This window comes from Allobosea sp. FG18, from assembly GCF_057809495.1.
Genome location: NZ_JBMDKB010000037.1, coordinates 1 through 16,692 on the forward strand (window position 1 = coordinate 1; position 16,692 = coordinate 16,692).

A 16,692-nucleotide genomic window follows, 5' to 3' on the forward strand; every position below is an offset into this window, starting at 1 on the left:
GCGCAGAAGAGGCGCCGCTCAGCGGCGGCGCCGTCTCGATGGGCGGTTTATAGGCGGGACCCCTTTCTCCTGTCAACGCGCTTTTTGAAAGTTGTTCGACAAAAATGAGTTTTGCAATGAATTCAGATACTTACTACGAAAGTATAAGTTCCGGGCTTCGGATAGGCTGCTGCCGGACCTGTTTTTGAGCCCTTTCGCTGGCGGGCCAGCTCCGCCCTGTCCCGGGCCGACGGACAAAACCCTAGAAGGCACGGCCTCAGGGAACAGCGGCGGCATCGCTCAACGCTTCTGCCAGGAAGGTGCTCAGCGCCGCGACGGCAGCCGAAGCGCGCCCCGGCGCCAGGTGCAGCGCGATCTCGGAGGCCGGCAGAGCGGGCAGCCCAAGCTCGGGGCCGAGCAACTGAAGACCGGGGCGCGCAGTCCCTGCCTTGACCACGGTGAGCGCCACGCCGGAGGCCGCCATGGCCTCGACAGCGCCGATGCTCGAAGACGAGAACAGGATACGCCAGCGCAGCCCCACTTCGTTCAACGCTTCGAGCGCCCATTCGCGAAACATGTTGGGCGCCTTCAGCAACGCGAGCTGCAAAGGCTCCTCCATGGCGAAGGCGATACGATCCGAACAGGCCCAGGCGGTCTGCTCCTTGCGCAGGATCTCGCCGCGCCCGTCTCCCGCTTTCTGGGTTGCGAGCACGAGATCGAACTCCTCGCCGAGGCTGTTCAGGAGATCGCGCGTGAAACCGGTCGTGACCTCCAGCTCGACCTCCGGATGCGAGCGGGCAAAGCGCGCCAGGGTCTCCGGCAGGACGATGGTGGCGTAGTCATCCATCACCGCGAGCCGGACACGGCCGCTGACGCTCTGCGCATTGATGACGTCGAGCGCCTCGTCATGCAGCGCGACGATACGCCGGGCATAACCTAGGAACTGTTCGCCCGCGCGCGTGAGAAGAACTTCTTGGGGCGAGCGCTGCAGCAGGGTCTGGCCGGCCAGCTCTTCAAGCCGGCGGATCTGGGTGCTGACCGTCGACTGACTGCGGAGCAAGGCGGCAGCGGCGCGGGTAAAACTCCTGAGTTCCGCGACCGTGACGAAGCTGCGCAGCAGATCGACGTCGATGTTGCGCAGCATGGCGCTTGTCCTCCGCCCGTTTCTTGGAACCCCAACCTCCCTTTAGAAAACGCAGGTCATCCCGGACAAGCGGCAAAGCCGCGCCGATCCGGGACCCATGCCTGAACCTTTCCGGACACGCTCCGGCATGGATCCCGGGTCTCCCTCCGGTCGCCCGGGATGACGGTGGAGGTAAAGTCAGGCCCGCCATGCGCGGCGCCGATCATGGAAATCGAAGAATTCAATTTTGTCGCAGGGCGCGGGGGCGATAGCCTGCCGCGCAACGGGACATCAGGAGCCCGAACGGAGACGCATGAGATGCCCAGGCTGAGATCCGCCACCTCCACCCATGGCCGCAACATGGCCGGCGCCCGCGGCCTGTGGCGCGCCACCGGCATGAAGGACAGCGATTTCGGCAAGCCGATCATCGCGGTGGTGAACTCCTTCACCCAGTTCGTGCCCGGCCATGTCCATCTCCAGGATCTCGGCCAGCTCGTCGCGCGCGAGATCGAGAAGGCCGGCGGCGTCGCCAAGGAGTTCAACACGATCGCGGTCGATGACGGCATCGCCATGGGCCATGACGGCATGCTCTACAGTCTGCCCTCGCGCGAGCTGATCGCCGACAGCGTCGAATACATGGTCAACGCACATTGCGCCGACGCGATGGTCTGCATCTCGAATTGCGACAAGATCACGCCCGGCATGCTGATGGCCTCGATGCGCCTGAACATCCCGACCGTCTTCGTCTCGGGCGGCCCGATGGAAGCCGGCAAGTTCATTGCCGAGGGCGTGCTGAAGAAGGTCGACCTCGTCGATGCGATGATCGCAGCGGCCGACGACAAGTACACCGACGCCGAAGTCGACGTGATCGAGCGCTCGGCCTGCCCGACCTGCGGCTCCTGCTCGGGCATGTTCACCGCCAATTCGATGAACTGCCTGACCGAGGCGCTCGGCCTCGCGCTGCCCGGCAATGGCTCGACGCTCGCCACCCATGCCGACCGCAAGCGCCTCTTCGTCGAGGCGGGCCATCTGATCGTCGATCTCGCCCGCCGCTACTACGAGCAGGACGACGAGAGCGTGCTGCCGCGCAATGTCGGCTCGTTCAAGGCGTTCGAGAACGCGATGACGCTCGACATCGCCATGGGCGGCTCGACCAACACCGTGCTGCACCTGCTGGCGGCGGCGCATGAGGCCGAGATCGACTTCACCATGGCCGATATCGACCGGCTCTCGCGGCGCGTGCCGGTGCTGTGTAAGGTCGCCCCGGCCGTCGCCGACGTTCATATGGAGGACGTCCACCGCGCCGGCGGCATCATGGCGATCCTCGGCGAGCTCGATCGCGCCGGGCTGATCGATACCTCGCTGCCGACCGTGCACAGCACGACGATGGCGGACGCGCTGGCGCGCTGGGACATCACCCGGACAGAGAGCGAGGCGGTGCGCTCCTTCTATAGCGCCGCGCCCGGCGGCGTGCCGACCCAGACGGCCTTCAGCCAGGACCGGCGCTTCGCCGAGCTCGACGCCGACCGCGAGAAGGGCGTGATCCGCAGCGCAGAGCATGCCTATTCCAAGGATGGCGGCCTCGCGGTTCTGTTCGGCAATATCGCGCTCGACGGCTGCATCGTGAAGACGGCAGGCGTCGATGCCTCGATCCTGAAGTTCTCCGGCCCGGCCGTGATCTTCGAAAGCCAGGACGCCGCGGTCGACGGCATCCTCAACCGCAAGGTCAAGCCCGGCGATATCGTGCTGATCCGCTATGAGGGCCCCCGCGGTGGGCCGGGCATGCAGGAGATGCTCTATCCGACGAGCTACCTGAAATCGAAGGGCCTCGGAAAGGCCTGCGCACTGATCACCGACGGACGCTTCTCCGGCGGTTCCTCCGGTCTTTCGATCGGCCATGTCTCGCCGGAAGCGGCCGAGGGCGGCGCGATCGGCCTCGTCGAGAGCGGCGACATCATCGCGATCGACATCCCCAATCGCAGCATTTCATTGCAGGTCTCAGACGAGGAGTTGGCCCGCCGCCGCGCCGCGATGGAGGCGAAGGGCAAGGACGCCTGGAAGCCGGCCGCACCGCGCAAGCGCAAGGTCACGACAGCGCTGAAGGCCTATGCCGCGACGACGACGAGCGCGGCCAAGGGCGCCGTGCGCGTCGTCGATTGATAGCGAGCAGGTTGCCCTGCCGGACGACCGGTCAAGGGCAATCATCTCTCCTCGGAAATGCGGGTCATCCCGGCCGAAGCGCAGTGGAGAGCCGGTATTCATGCCTGAACCTTCTACGGAAGCGCTCAGGCATGGATTCCGGGTCAAGCCCGGGATGACCTGCGTGGTTCCGGAGATCATGAACGGTCCCTAGATCGAAATTCTCCGATCGCGCGGTTCGAAATGGCGTTTCTGCCTTTTGCAGAATGACCGCCGATTTGACGGCTGAATGGCGTTGCCCTGCCGATCCCGATCGGCCTATTGGACCTGCCTGATATTTAAGCAGCCCAATCGGCCGTTATGAATTCCGCTTCCCCTCCTTCCCCGGCGAGCCGTCGTTCCCGGTTCCGTTTCTTCGTGCCGATCCTGGCCGGCGCGACCTGGCGCGACCGGCTGGTCGCCTGCGTTGGCGCGCTTGTCTGTGTCGGCGCGACCGGGCTGATCTGCAGCCTGCTGCTCGGCAACGATCCGCATCTGCCGTTGCTCGTTGCGCCAATGGGCGCCTCCGCTCTGCTGCTCTTCGCGATTCCGTCGAGTCCTCTGGCGCAGCCATGGTCGATTGTCGGCGGCAACACCGTCTCCGCCCTGATCGGGCTCCTCGTCAGCCGCTATGTGCCGGAGCCAGCGGTCGCGGCCGGCTGCGCCGTCGCATTCGCGATCGCGGCCATGTCGCTGCTGCGCTGCCTGCATCCGCCGGGCGGGGCGGCCGCGCTCACCGCCGCGCTGGGCGGGCCGGCCGTCGCGACCTACGGGCTCGGCTTCGCCTTCGTTCCCGTCGGCCTCAACGCGCTGGTGCTGACCCTGCTCGGCATCGCGTTCCATCGCTTCTCCAGCCACAGCTATCCGCATCGCGCGCAGGCCCCGACGAACAGCCACGGCACCAAGGACCTGCCGTCGGCGCAGCGCGTCGGCTTCAATGAGGCCGATATCGACGCGGCGCTGAGCGATGTCGGCGAGACCTTCGACATCGACCGGGAGGATCTCGACCGGCTGCTGCGGCGCGTCGAATTGCATGCGCTCGCCCGCAAGCACGACCTGCCGCGCTGCGCCGACATCATGTCGCGCGACCTCGTCCGGGTCGACCAGCACGACGATATCGAGACCGCCCGCCGTCTGCTGCTCGACCATGCGGTTCGGACGCTGCCTGTGGTCGACCGCGAGAACAGGCTGCTCGGCACGGTCGGCCTGCGCGAACTGACGCACCCGGGCCTGCGCGTGCGCGATGTGATGTCCCCCGCCGTGATCGCGCACCCGAACGAGCCGGCCGTCGATCTCATCGCCGCCCTCACCGATGGCCGCCACCACGCCGTCATCGTGGTCGACGACCAGGAGCGTCTGGCCGGGCTCGTCAGCCAGAGCGATCTCCTCGCCATGTTGCTGCGCCCGCTCAAGCGCGAGGCGGCCTGACGAAAAAGCGGGTTCCCCCCAGCCGCCATCCTGCTTTAGCCTTGGGATGGGATCTCAACGGAGGAAACTGGATGCGGGCCGCGATCGTCGCCCTGAGCTGTTTTCTGTCGTTGCCGGCGTCGGCGGCCGGCCCGTTCGGCAAGATCGTCGTCGGCAACTGGTCGGGCGGGACCTTCACCAACGACCAGACCGGCGCCTTCTCGCATTGCGCCGTCAGCGCCAGCTACAAGAGCGGCGTCACGATGCTGACCTCGGTAACCGCGCAATTCTCCTGGCTGCTCGGCTTCTCGAAGCCGGACTGGAAACTCAGGACCGGCGAGACGCTGAAGCTTCAGCTCGTGTTCGATCGGCGCTCGACCATCGACGTCACCGCCAACATCAAGTCGCCAACGCTCGTCACCATCGCCATGCCGGCACAGTCCGCCCTGATCAACGCCTTCCGGCAGGGGCGCTATCTCGAGCTGGTGGCCAATGACGCACGCTATACCTTCGCGCTGACCTCGACCGGCGAGATGCTGCCGGCGCTGGTCGAATGTGTGAAGCAGAGCGCCAATGTGCGCGGCCCGGTCTCGCCCGGCGCTCCCGCCCAGGCGCAGACGCCTCAGCCGACCGAGCAGGAGCGAGCGGCGCGGGCCGAGAAGAAGGCCCTGCTGGAGAAGACGCGCGACCTGATCCGCACCAAGATGCTGGCCTGTATCGGCCGCGAGGGCGCGCCGATGCTGCTCACGGACGAAAAAGCGGAGGTCGTCGCCAAGGCCGCGATGCTGTTCTGCAAGGGCGATGTCGACGCCCTGACCAACGCCACGATCGAACTGATCGAAACCGAGGACGGCCGGCCGGCCAATCGCAACGCCGTGCGCGATGCCGCGGAGAAGCGCGTCCAGGAGGTGGTGACGGCCCATGTCATCCGCTCGCGCGGCGAGATGATCAGCAAGGGGCAGCGGCCGGGCAACCCCGCACCAAGCCGGCCGACCGATTCAGGTTCACGCCCCTCGCAGTCGCTTTGAGCGATGCCCCCACCTGATCGCAGCGGCTTCGAATCCCGCCTCGACATTCCGGGGCTTCGCGTAGCGAAGAACCCGGAACCCACGACTGGGTGAGCGGCTCCGACGCGGCATGGAATGTCTCACCCGGTCGTGGGTTCCGGATCGGCGCCGCTCGCGCGGCTTGTCCGGAATGACAACGCGTTTCCCTTAACGACCCTACGAACGAAAAACGCCGCGCCTTGCGGCGCGGCGTTCCGGAAACTCGGCTGCGTCTGAAGATCAGCCCTTCAGCTTGGTGTTGCACTGGCTCCAGTAGCCGCCGCCCTTCTCGATCCACTTGAGATCGCCATTGGCATTGGCCGCCTTGTTGGCATTGTACTGATCGACGCAGGTCTTGAGGCGCGCCTTGCCGGCCGTCTCGCTCGAATATTTCTGCGAAACCGCCTTCGGGAAGACAGCAGGCTTCGCCTTGCCGGCAGGCATCGCGGCGGGCTTGGCAGCGGGCGCCGCCGCCGTAGCGGAAACGGCGGGCTTCGCCGGCTCGGCCGGCATGGCAGCCGCAGCCTCGTCGTCGGCAGCGTCGTCGTCGCCGCACTGGGCCTTGCGGAAATCGTTCCACTTCTGGCCCTTCAGCGTATTGGCCTTCTTGGCGTCCTGATACTTGACGCTGCATTCCTTCATGGTCAGCGCCGAAGCGGGCACCACGGAGAAGGAGACAAGGGCGAAAGCCGATGCTGATGCGAGAATGAGAGTCCTGAACATGGCGTTCTCCATGGCAAAGCGTGCTGCCGCCGGTCGGCATGCCACTCCGATTTTCACCCCGAAGCAAGTCCCTCCGGCGCGTGAGCAATGCTTCGGACCACAAGATGTTCCTTTTCGGGCAGGCTTTTCGTTCCATACCGTCAATTGACGGCGCCGGTCTCAGCGGTACTGCAGGCGGCTCTTGCGATAAGCCGGGATTTCCCTGCTATATGACGCCCCCGCCGAACCGCTGGAGACGACATGGCACGGCCGTCAGACGCCGCGAAGGACCGCGAGCTCATCCGCATCCTCACCGAGAATGCCCGCCTGCCGCTGTCGGAGATCGCCAAGCAGCTCGGCGTCTCCCGCGCGACGGCGCAGGGACGGCTCAGCCGTCTCGAACGCGACGGAGTGATCGCCGGCTATACCACGATCCTCGGCAAGGCGAGCCGGCCGGCAACCACGATCGCGGCGCTGATCCTGATCGAACTGGAGATGAAACAGCAGGGCGGCGTGGTCGCGGCGTTGAAAAAGCGGCCGGAAATCGTGCAATGCCACACGCTGAGCGGCCATTTCGACCTCAGCGTCAAGATCGAGTGCGAGACCTCCAGCGACCTCGACACGATCATCGACTGGATCGCGGAGATGGAAGGCGTGCGCCGGACGACCTCCTCGGTGATTCTGGCCCGCAAGTTCGAGCGTTGAGCGCGCGACTGCCTCAGCGCCTGCCGTTTCCCATCATCTTTCTTCATATCCCGTCGAATTGATGCATCATAACGCCCTCCTGCGGCGATCCGCCCGTTAAAGCCTGCGCGGCTTGCGGCGATGCTCCGCATCGAGGGGGAGGCTCCTGGCCGACCCGACACCCACCAGGAGATTGCGACATGACCACCAAGAAGCGCATTGCCGTGCTCGGCGCCGGCCAGATCGGCGTCATCATCGCCGGCATGCTGGCCGAGCAGGGCCATCAGGTGACGCTGGCCGACGCTTCCGCCGCGCAGCTCAAGAACGCCGCCGGCAGCCGCTTCGCCACCGAGACCGTCGACGCCTCGAACCTCGACGCACTCCGCGTGTTCCTGAAAGACCGCGACATCGTCGTCAGCGCCTGCCCCTATTTCCTGAACAAGGGCATCGCCAAGGTCGCGGCCGAGACCAAGACCCATTATTTCGACCTGACCGAGGACGTCGCCACCACCTCCTATATCAAGGAGCTCGGCGAGACCTCCGACGTCGCGCTCGTCCCGCAATGCGGCCTGGCGCCCGGCTTCATCTGCATCCTCGGCGCCGACATGGCGGCGCGTTTCGAGAACGTCCGCGCCATCAAGATGCGCGTCGGCGCGCTTCCGCTCTATCCGACCAATGCGCTGCGCTACAACGTGACCTGGTCGGTCGACGGCCTGATCAACGAATACTGCAACCCCTGCGAGATCGTCTTCGACGGCCAGCCGACCCTGGTGCCGGCGCTGGAAGGCATCGAGAGCGTGATGATCGACGGCGTCGCCTACGAGGCCTTCAACACCTCGGGTGGTCTGGGCACGCTGACCGAGACGCTCGCCGGCAAGGTCCGCAACATGAGCTACAAGACGCTGCGCTATCCCGGCCATGCCGAGATCATGAAGCTCCTGCTGCGCGACCTCGACCTCGCCGACGACCGCGAGACGCTGCGCCGCATCCTCACGCATTCCGCGCCCTTCACCCGCAAGGACGTGGTCGTGATCTTCGTGACCGGCGTGGGCGAGCGCAACGGCCGCCTCGAGGAGGAGAGCGTCGTGCTGCGCTATGACGGCAATGACGAGCTCGGCGCGATCCAGCTCACCACCGCCGCCGGCTGCGTCGCGATGGTCGAGCTGTTCCTCGCCGGCAAGCTGCCCGCCAAGGGCTTCGTGCGCCAGGAAGACGCCGTCCTCGCCGATTTCCTCGCGACCAAGGCCGGCGCCCGGCTGGTCGGCGAAGCCCGCGGCGTCGATGCCGCCGGCCTCGTGCCGAGCCTCGCGATCAAGAGCGCGGCCTGAACGCCTGCGCTCTGACAAGTCAGGCTCTGCCCGTCAGAGCCTGACGCCCAGGCCGCGCAGTTCGGCGCGCAGGTCGATGGGCTCGACGAAATGGACGGCCCGCATCCCGGCGGCGCGGGCCCCCACCACGTTCTTCTCGCTGTCATCGACGAAAATGCAGTCGCCAGCCTTCAGACCGTAGCGATCGAACAGCACCTCGTAGATCGCGCGCTCCGGCTTCAACATCCGCTCATGGGCGGAGACGACGACGCCGTCGAAGCTCTGCAGGAACGGGAAGCGGACCAGGCATTCAGCCCATTTCTCGCGCGAGAAATTGGTGATGGCATAGACCTTCTCGCCCTGCCCCTTCAGCTCCTCCAGCACCGCGACGCTGTCGGCGATGGTATGGGGCACGCTGTCGTGCCAGCTTTCGTCGAAGGCGCGGATCTCGCGCTCCCATTCCGGATGCTGCTTGACCAGCAGCGCCACGCCCTCCTGCCAGGAGCGGCCGCGATCCTGCTCCAGATTCCAGTCGCCCGTGCAGATGTTCTGCATGAACCAGTCGAGCCGCTCGGGCTCGGGGATCAGCGAACGGTAAATCAGCCGCGCATCCCAGCGCAGCAGGACGTTGCCGACATCGAAGACGACGATGGGAGTGCTGGAAGCCATGACCGAACCCGGTTGAAAGGGCCGGCAGGACAACCCATTCACACCCTTGTGTCCAGATGTGCGGGACAGGGGCCGACCCCATCGTCTATGCCGGGGTGATGAGCGCCCGCCCCGCAAATACCAGCTTCCGCACCTGGCTGCCATGGACCGACCGGCAGGGCCGGTTCTCGACCTTAAGGGCCGCGGCCTTCGCGCTGCTCCTCGTGCCCGCGCTCATGCTGCTCTACGCCGCCTGGATGCATCAGCTCGGCTCGAAGCCCTGGACGCAGGCGATCCACCAGACCGGGACCTGGACGGTCAGGATCCTCATCGCCACGCTCGCGGTCTCGCCGTTCCGGCGGCTGCTCGACTGGAGCAAGCTGATCGGCATCCGCCGCATGCTCGGTCTCGGCGTCATGGCCTACGCGCTCGGGCATCTGGCGCTCTACTGCATCGACATGGCCTTCGACTGGGGCCTGATCGTCTCCGAGATCGTCAAGCGCTTCTACCTGACGATCGGCTTCGTCGCGCTGATCGGCCTCGTTGCGCAGGGCGTGACCTCGACCGACGGCATGATCCGCCGCCTCGGCAAGAACTGGCAGCGCCTGCACAATCTCGTCTATCCCATTGCGATGCTGGCACTGCTGCATTTCGCGCTGCAATCGAAGATCGACGTCACCGAGCCGGTGCTGATGAGCGGGCTGTTCCTGCTGCTGATGCTCTATCGCGGCCTGTATCGCTGGAAGCTGCCGATCTCCGTGCCGGCTCTCGTCGGAGTGGCGCTTCTCGGCGGGCTGCTTACGGCCAGCCTTGAAGCGGGCTGGTATGCGGCGACCTCCGGCGTCTCGGCCTGGCTGGTCTTCCAGGCCAATGCCGATATCCTGACCTATCAGGACTATGCCTCGATCCGGCCGGCGCATTGGGTCGCGCTCGCGGGCCTCGCGGTGGCGCTCAGTCATGGCCTGCGCGCCCGCAAGGCGCGCCCGCCGCGGCAAGTACGCGAGGCCGCTGCCGCGCGGGCGACGTGAGAGACTGATGAGGGCTCAGGGAATGTCGAAACAGGTTGGGAGAAAAACTTTCCAAGTTTCGACATCTTCCAGATGGAAAGGGTTTCCCCCTCCAGCGCTCATGCTCTAACCCTATGACATGCCTGACGACCCGCACGCCCAGCCCACGGCCGATGTCGTAGAAGCCGAGCTCGCCTCGGAGGGCATCAAGCCTACCCGGGCCCGGGTCTCGCCCTTCGTTCCGCTGCAGCAGCCGATCTTCCGCGCCGTCTGGTTCGCCAGCCTCATCTCGAATTTCGGTGGGCTGGTCCAGGCGGTCGGCGCCTCCTGGATGATGGCCTCGATCTCGCCCTCGGCCGAGATGGTGGCGCTGGTCCAGGCCTCGACGACCTTGCCGGTGATGCTGTTCTCGCTCGCGGCCGGCGCCATCGCCGACAATTACGACCGACGCAAGATCCTGCTGACCGCGCAATGCTTCATGCTGGCGGTCTCGATCGGGCTTGCGGTCTTCGCCTGGTTCGGCCTGATCACGCCCTGGCTGCTGCTCACCTTCACCTTCCTGATCGGCTGCGGCACGGCGCTGAACAACCCGGCCTGGCAATCCTCGGTCGGCGACATGGTCCCGCGCCGCGACGTGCCGGCGGCGGTGACGCTGAACAGCGTCGCCTTCAACATCGCCCGCAGCGTCGGGCCGGCGATCGGCGGCGCGATCGTCGCGGCGGCCGGCGCGGTCGCAGCCTTCATCATCAATGCCTTCAGCTATATCCCGCTGCTCGTCGTGCTGGCGCGCTGGTCGCCGCCCAAGGTCGAGCGACTCCTGCCGCGCGAGACCCTGTTCATCGCGATGAGCGCCGGCATCCGCTATGTCGCGATGTCTCCGAACATCCGCACGGTCACGCTGCGCGCCTTCGTCTATGGTTTCGGCGCCATCGTGGGCCTGGCGCTGCTGCCGCTGATCGCGCGCGATCTCGTGCGCGGCGGCCCGCTGACCTATGGCGTGCTGCTCGGGGCCTTCGGCGCCGGCGCGGTGGCGGGCGCCTTCATGAGCGCGCGCCTGCGACGGGCGATGAGCACGGAAGCGCTCGTCCGCTCGACCTTCGTCGCCTATGCCTGCGGCGTGACGCTGATTGCCTTCAGCCAGACGATCTGGCTGGCCATGGCGGGCCTGTGCGTCTGCGGCGCCTGCTGGGTTCTGGCACTCTCGACCTTCAACGCGACGGTGCAGCTTTCGGCGCCGCGCTGGGTCGTCGGCCGGGCGCTGGCGATGTACCAGATGGCGACCTTCGGCGGCATGGCGATGGGCAGCTGGGCCTGGGGCCGCTCGGCGCTGCATTTCGGCGTCGAGAAGGCGCTGCTGATGTCGGCCGTGGTCCTGGTCGCCGGTGCCGTGATGGGGCTGCGCTACCGCCTGCCGCCGCTCGAGGAACTCAATCTCGACCCGCTCAGCCGCTGGCGCGAGCCCAAGGTCGCGGTCGATATCGAGCCGCGCTCCGGCCCGGTCATCGTCACCATCGAGTACATCATCAAGCCGGAGGACGTCGTCGCCTTCCTGACCGTGATGGCGGAGCGGCGGCGCATCCGGCGTCGCGACGGCGCCCGGCACTGGACGTTGCTGCGCGACCTGACCGACCCGACGCTCTGGATCGAGCGTTACGACAGCCCGACCTGGGTCGAATATGTCCGGCAGAACCAGCGCGTCACCCAGGCCGATGCCGAGATCGGCGAGCAGGTCCGCGCCCTGCATAGCGGCCCGAACCCGCCAGTGGTCCACCGCATGATCGAGCGGCAGACGGCGTCGTTGCCGCAACTGACGCCGAGCCGGACGCCGACGCTGGCGGACTCGCTCAACGACCCGTCACGGCCGGCTTAAGGCCTCGGCTTCAGCCGACGACCCAGAGGCCGGCAAGGCCGACCATGCCGACGATGATCCGCCACCAGGCGAAGAGCGCGAAGCCGCGCTTCGAGACGAAATCGAGGAAACTGCGCACCACGATCAGGGCCGAGATGAAGGCGGCGACGAAACCGACGCCGATCAGCACGCCATCGTCGAAGGTGAGGAATTTGTAGCTCTTCAGGAGGTCATAGGCGAAGGCGCCGGCCATGGTCGGCATGGCCAGGAAGAAGGAGAACTCGGCCGCCGCACGCTTGCTGGCGCCGAGCAGCATGGCGCCGACGATGGTCGAGCCCGAGCGCGAGACGCCGGGGATCATCGCCAGGCACTGGATCAACCCGATCTTGAAATACATCGGCAGCGGGAAGGTGGTGGCGTCGGTGTGCTTCTCCTGCAATTCCAGCTCGTCGACGACGAGCAGGATCAGGCCGCCGGCGATCAGCGTGCAGCAGACGATGAAGGGGTTGAACAGCACGCCCTTGATGAAGCCGTGCAGCAGCGCGCCGATCACCGCCGCCGGCAGGAAGGCGATGAGCACGCCGATGACGAAGCGGCGGGCGGAGGGGTCGCTGGGAATGCGCAGCGCGATATCGAGCAGGCGGCGGAAATAGACCAGCGTGATCGCCAGGATCGCGCCGAGCTGGACCAGCACCTCGAAGGTCTTGCCGTTGGATTCGAAGCCGAGGAAATGGCCGATCAGGAGCAGATGCCCGGTCGAGGAGACCGGCAGGAACTCGGTCAGGCCCTCGACGATGCCGAGGATGAAGGCTTCGATCAGGTTGTGCATGGAAGGCTGTCCTCGCGCGAATCAGGCGGCCTGGACGTCAGCCCGGGCCGGGCCTGTCGCCGGCTTACGCCCAGCTCTTTGCAAATTGGTTACCACTTCGCGAAGCAGCAGCGGCAAATTGCGGAGATCGCCATCATCGCGGGTTGTGGCGTTTTTCCGGCATGACTATAGCAAGCCGCCGTCGCCTATCGGGTCGCTGCAAGCCCGGCGGCCCTGCTTCCGTCGCATTTTGCCTGCTTCACAGTCTTCATGAGTGCCATGGCGACCCTGTATCATTACCCGCTATGCCCGCATTCGCGTTTCATCCGCCTCGTGCTCAGCGAGTTCGGCATGGAGGCCGAACTGGTCGAGGAACGCGTCTGGGAGCGCCGGCGGGAGTTCATCGAGCTCAATACCGCGGGCACGACGCCCGTCTTCCAGGAGCAGAACGGACTCGCCGTGCCCGGCGCCGGGCCGATCGCGGAGTATCTCGACGAGACGCGGGGGCTCGCGCTCGGCGACCGCCGCTTGCTGCCGGAAGGGCCTGGCGAACGCGTCGAGGTCCGCCGCCTGCTCGACTGGTTCAACATCAAGTTCCATGACGAGATCACCAGCCCGCTCGTGCTGGAAAAGGTGATGAAGCGCTTCATGAGCCGCGACGAGGGCGGCGGCCCGCCGGAAATGAGCGCGATCCGCGCCGCGCGCGCCAATGTGCGCTATCATCTGCGCTATATCTCCTGGCTGCTGGCCAAGCGGAACTGGCTGGCAGGTGCGCAGATGAGCTATGCCGATCTCGCGGCGGCGGCGCATCTGTCCTGCGTCGACTATCTCGGCGACGTGCCCTGGGAAGAGGATGAGGCGGCTCGCGCATGGTATGCGAGGATCAAGTCGAGACCGAGCTTCCGGCCGCTGCTGAGCGACCGCATACCCGGCATGGCTCCGAGCGCCCATTACGACAATCTGGATTTTTGAAGGCCGAGAAGCTCAAGCGCGCCGTCGCCGAGCGCGCGCTTGCCGAAGGCTTCGCCGTGATGCGCGTCGCCGGTGCCGATGCGATTCCGCAAGCGCCGGGCCGTCTCGAGGCCTGGCTTGCGAGCGGCTACCAAGGCGAGATGGGCTGGATGGAAGAGCGGCAGGCGCAGCGCGCCGATCCGCGCCAGCTCTGGAGCGAGGTCCGCTCCGTCGTCATGCTCGGCATGAACTATGCCGGCGAGGGCGATCCGCTCGCGATCCTTGCCCATCCCGACAAGGCGGCGATCTCGCTCTATGCGAGACGGCGCGACTATCACGACGTCATCAAGGGCAAGCTGAAGAGCGTCGCGGGGCTGCTCGCCGCGCGCGGCGGCGCCGACGTGAAGGTCTTCGTCGATACGGCGCCGGTCATGGAGAAACCGCTGGCACAGGCGGCCGGGCTCGGCTGGCAGGGCAAGCACACGGTCCTGGTCTCGCGCGAGCACGGCTCCTGGCTGCTGTTAGGGGCGATCTACACCACCGCCGAATTGCCGGTAGACGCGGCCGAGCGCGACCATTGCGGCTCCTGCCGGCGCTGCCTCGATATCTGCCCGACCGACGCTTTCCCGGCGCCCTACCAGCTCGATGCGCGCCGCTGCATCGCCTATCTCACGATCGAGCATGCCGGCCATATCGACGCCGCCTTACGGCCCGGCATCGGCAACCGCGTCTTCGGCTGCGACGACTGCCTCGCCGTCTGCCCCTGGAACAAGTTCGCCGAGGCCGCACAGGAAACGCGACTGGCGCTCAAGGGCGAGCTCGACGGGCTCGACCTCGCCGCGCTCGCCCGGCTCGACGATCCCGCCTTCCGCACGCTCTTCGCGGGCACGCCGGTGAAGCGCACCGGGCGCGACCGCTTCCTGCGCAACGTGCTGATCGCGATCGGCAATAGCGGCCGGCCGGAGCTCATCGACAGCGCCCTGCCCCATCTCGCCGATCCCTCGCCGCTGGTCCGTGCGATGGCGGTCTGGGCGCTGGGGCGGCTCGATACTAAACGCGCCGGCCAACTCGCCCTTGTGCGACTCGCCGATGAAACCGACCCGCAGGTGCGTGCCGAATGGCATGCGCTCACGCCCCAGACGGAAGACGCCGCATGAACATCCTGATCCTCGGCCTCGGCTATTCCGCCGGCTTCTTCGCGCGCGCCGCCCTAGTGCGAGGCTGGGAAGTGACGGGCACCGTGCGCTCCGCCGAGAAGGCCGCGGAGCTCAGCCGCGAGGGCATCCGGACGCTGGTCTTCGGCGGCTTCGCGGTCTCGTCAGCGCTCGCCAAGGCGGTGGCGGAGGCCGATGCCGTGCTGGTTTCGGTGCAGCCGGCGGAGGATGGCGATCCGGCGCTCGGACCCTTGCGCGCGGCGCTCATGGCCGCCCCGAACCTGCGCTGGATCGGCTATCTCTCCACGATCGGCGTCTATGGCGATCAGGGCGGCGCCTGGATCGACGAGGCCGCGCCGCCGTCCCCGACCAATGCTCGCACACGCCAGCGCGTCGAGATCGAGGAGGCCTGGCTTCAGCTCGGCCGCGATAGCGGCAAGCCCGTTCAGATCTTCCGCCTGTCGGGCATCTACGGCCCTGGCCGCAACGCCATCACCAAGCTGCGCAACGGCACTGCGAACCGGCTGATCAAGCCAGGCCAGGTCTTCAACCGCATCCATGTCGACGATATCGCCGGCGTGCTGATGGCCTCGCTGGCGCAGCCACGCCAGAGCGCGATCTACAACGTCACCGACGACGAGCCCGGCCCGCCGCAGGACGTGATCACCTTCGCGGCGGAACTGACGGGGCTCGAGCCGCCGCCGGAGATCCCGTTCGAGCAGGCTCAGCTCTCGCCGATGGCGGCGAGCTTCTATGGCGAGAGCAAGCGCGTCTCGAACGCGCTGGTGAAGCGGGAATTCGGCTATGCCTTCCGCTACCCGACCTATCGCGAGGCGCTGCGCGCCCTGGCAGCAGCCGGCGAATAGTCAGGCCGCGTGGCGGGGGCCTTCGCCGCCGTAATAGTCGGCATAGCGCTTGTCGATCGCGGCGACCGGCAGCACGACGAGCACATCGGTCGTGCCGAACTGACGGTCAATGACCGCGCCGGTGCCGAAGCGGGCGCCGAGCCGCAGATACCCCTTGATCAAAGGCGGCAACTGCTTGAGCGCGAGCTTGGCGTCGACCATCTCCGGCGGCAGGCGGTCCATGCCGACGAAGTGCTCGGCATGCGCGGTCGCGGCCCACGCTCCCTCCGAGCGGGCATGGTGATGCAGGAAGCTCAGGGGCAGCGCCAGCGCATCCGGATCGGTGCCGTCGAAGGAAGCGCAGCCGAACATCGCATCGATGCGATGATGCTGCAGATAGGCCCAGATGCCCGACCAGAGAAGCTCGACCGTCCGCTTGGTGCGATAGGGCTTCAGCACGCAGGAGCGGCCAAGCTCGAGAAAGCGGCTGCCCGGATGGAGCGCCAGCATCGGTGCGAGATCGAACTCGCCCTGCGTATAGAAGCCGCCGAGGCGCTCGGCCGCACTCTGGCGCATCAGACGGTAGGTGCCGACGACCTTGGGCTTGATCCCGCCGAAGCGGCCACGCGCGGCATGATCGATAACGAGGAGATGGTCGCAGGCCTTGTCGAAACGATCGGCATCGCGACGGAACATGCGCGAGATCACATCGGGCTTGGCCGACATTTCCTGATAGAATACGCGATAGCGCAGGCGCTGCGCCCGCCAGATCTCACGCGGACCGCGAGCCAGCCGCACCTCAAGCGAGCCGAGCCGCCCAAGCGTGCCCGATAGCGGCGTTTCGTCGATTTCGGCGCCGGATCGGCGCATGGCTCCACCCTTCATCAATATCAACGGGGCGAAGCGCGAGAACGGATTGCCGGCTGAAAACCGACCGGGCAGCGCGTTCTTGCTTCCAGAAACGTGCAATGCCATCGCTTCTCTCATCTCCTGCCGCTACCGGC

At 66.6% G+C, this 16,692-nt stretch carries 15 protein-coding genes; 10 read left to right on the plus strand and 5 right to left on the minus strand.

The features are described from left to right. Positions 1–256: 256 nt before the first annotated feature. Positions 257–1,123: a LysR substrate-binding domain-containing protein gene (locus ACODTJ_RS26905; RefSeq protein ID WP_454658714.1), complete on the minus strand. Its 867-nt coding sequence runs from the start codon at positions 1,121–1,123 to the stop codon at positions 257–259. Positions 1,124–1,420: 297 nt separating this feature from the next. On the opposite strand from ACODTJ_RS26905, the gene ilvD reads away from it, so the two are divergent. The 3 genes from ilvD to ACODTJ_RS26920 all read left to right on the plus strand — a co-directional run bounded on the left by ilvD (position 1,421) and on the right by ACODTJ_RS26920 (position 5,715). Then, positions 1,421–3,262: a dihydroxy-acid dehydratase gene (gene ilvD, locus ACODTJ_RS26910; protein ID WP_454658715.1), complete on the plus strand. Its 1,842-nt coding sequence runs from the start codon at positions 1,421–1,423 to the stop codon at positions 3,260–3,262. 339 nt (positions 3,263–3,601) lie between these two features. After that, positions 3,602–4,708 carry an HPP family protein gene (locus tag ACODTJ_RS26915; RefSeq protein WP_454658716.1) on the plus strand — a complete coding sequence of 369 codons (1,107 nt, stop codon included), beginning with the start codon at positions 3,602–3,604 and terminating at the stop codon, positions 4,706–4,708. A gap of 71 nt (positions 4,709–4,779) precedes the next feature. Continuing rightward, positions 4,780–5,715 (plus strand): hypothetical protein, encoded by a 936-nt coding sequence (locus ACODTJ_RS26920; RefSeq protein WP_454658717.1) that lies wholly within the window; start codon positions 4,780–4,782, stop codon positions 5,713–5,715. Positions 5,716–5,973: 258 nt separating this feature from the next. Here ACODTJ_RS26920 and ACODTJ_RS26925 read toward each other — a convergent pair whose 3' ends face one another. Next, positions 5,974–6,456, minus strand: a complete 483-nt coding sequence (locus ACODTJ_RS26925; RefSeq protein WP_454658718.1) for a hypothetical protein — start codon at positions 6,454–6,456, stop codon at positions 5,974–5,976. A 240-nt stretch (positions 6,457–6,696) separates the two neighbouring features. Between ACODTJ_RS26925 and ACODTJ_RS26930 the strand changes: the two genes are divergently transcribed. Both ACODTJ_RS26930 and ACODTJ_RS26935 read left to right on the plus strand, forming a co-directional pair. Then, positions 6,697–7,140, plus strand: coding sequence for an Lrp/AsnC family transcriptional regulator (locus ACODTJ_RS26930; RefSeq protein WP_061971852.1), 444 nt, complete (start codon positions 6,697–6,699; stop codon positions 7,138–7,140). 179 nt (positions 7,141–7,319) lie between these two features. Continuing rightward, the gene (locus ACODTJ_RS26935) at positions 7,320–8,447 is read left to right on the plus strand and encodes a saccharopine dehydrogenase family protein (protein ID WP_454658719.1); all 1,128 of its coding nucleotides are present in this window, start codon (positions 7,320–7,322) and stop codon (positions 8,445–8,447) included. A 33-nt stretch (positions 8,448–8,480) separates the two neighbouring features. Here the strand turns inward: ACODTJ_RS26935 and ACODTJ_RS26940 are convergent, their stop codons facing one another. Further along, positions 8,481–9,095 (minus strand): HAD family hydrolase, encoded by a 615-nt coding sequence (locus tag ACODTJ_RS26940; RefSeq protein WP_454658720.1) that lies wholly within the window; start codon positions 9,093–9,095, stop codon positions 8,481–8,483. Positions 9,096–9,151: 56 nt separating this feature from the next. Here ACODTJ_RS26940 and msrQ point away from each other — a divergent pair, with 56 nt between their 5' ends. After that, positions 9,152–10,102 (plus strand): protein-methionine-sulfoxide reductase heme-binding subunit MsrQ, encoded by a 951-nt coding sequence (gene msrQ / locus ACODTJ_RS26945; RefSeq protein WP_488851008.1) that lies wholly within the window; start codon positions 9,152–9,154, stop codon positions 10,100–10,102. Positions 10,103–10,220: 118 nt separating this feature from the next. Continuing rightward, complete coding sequence (locus ACODTJ_RS26950; RefSeq protein ID WP_454658722.1) at positions 10,221–11,951, plus strand: MFS transporter; 1,731 nt, start codon at positions 10,221–10,223, stop codon at positions 11,949–11,951. Positions 11,952–11,961: 10 nt separating this feature from the next. Here the strand turns inward: ACODTJ_RS26950 and ACODTJ_RS26955 are convergent, their stop codons facing one another. Next, complete coding sequence (locus ACODTJ_RS26955; RefSeq protein WP_454658723.1) at positions 11,962–12,759, minus strand: undecaprenyl-diphosphate phosphatase; 798 nt, start codon at positions 12,757–12,759, stop codon at positions 11,962–11,964. Positions 12,760–13,017: 258 nt separating this feature from the next. On the opposite strand from ACODTJ_RS26955, the gene ACODTJ_RS26960 reads away from it, so the two are divergent. Genes ACODTJ_RS26960 through ACODTJ_RS26970 form a run of 3 tightly spaced genes read left to right on the plus strand, consistent with a single transcriptional unit; the run spans position 13,018 to position 15,709 of the window. Further along, a complete protein-coding gene (locus tag ACODTJ_RS26960) occupies positions 13,018–13,710 on the plus strand; it encodes a glutathione S-transferase family protein (RefSeq protein ID WP_454658724.1) in 693 nt (230 codons plus the stop codon). Beyond that, on the plus strand, positions 13,608–14,846 hold the full coding sequence (gene queG, locus ACODTJ_RS26965) for a tRNA epoxyqueuosine(34) reductase QueG (RefSeq protein ID WP_454658725.1): 1,239 nt from the start codon (positions 13,608–13,610) through the stop codon (positions 14,844–14,846). Before ACODTJ_RS26960 ends, queG begins: the two co-directional genes overlap by 103 nt. After that, positions 14,843–15,709: an SDR family oxidoreductase gene (locus ACODTJ_RS26970; RefSeq protein ID WP_454658726.1), complete on the plus strand. Its 867-nt coding sequence runs from the start codon at positions 14,843–14,845 to the stop codon at positions 15,707–15,709. The genes queG and ACODTJ_RS26970 overlap by 4 nt, the downstream gene beginning before the upstream one ends. Here the strand turns inward: ACODTJ_RS26970 and olsB are convergent, their stop codons facing one another. Next, on the minus strand, positions 15,710–16,663 hold the full coding sequence (gene olsB, locus ACODTJ_RS26975; RefSeq protein WP_454658727.1) for a l-ornithine N(alpha)-acyltransferase: 954 nt from the start codon (positions 16,661–16,663) through the stop codon (positions 15,710–15,712). It abuts the gene before it with no gap. Positions 16,664–16,692: the final 29 nt, after the last annotated feature.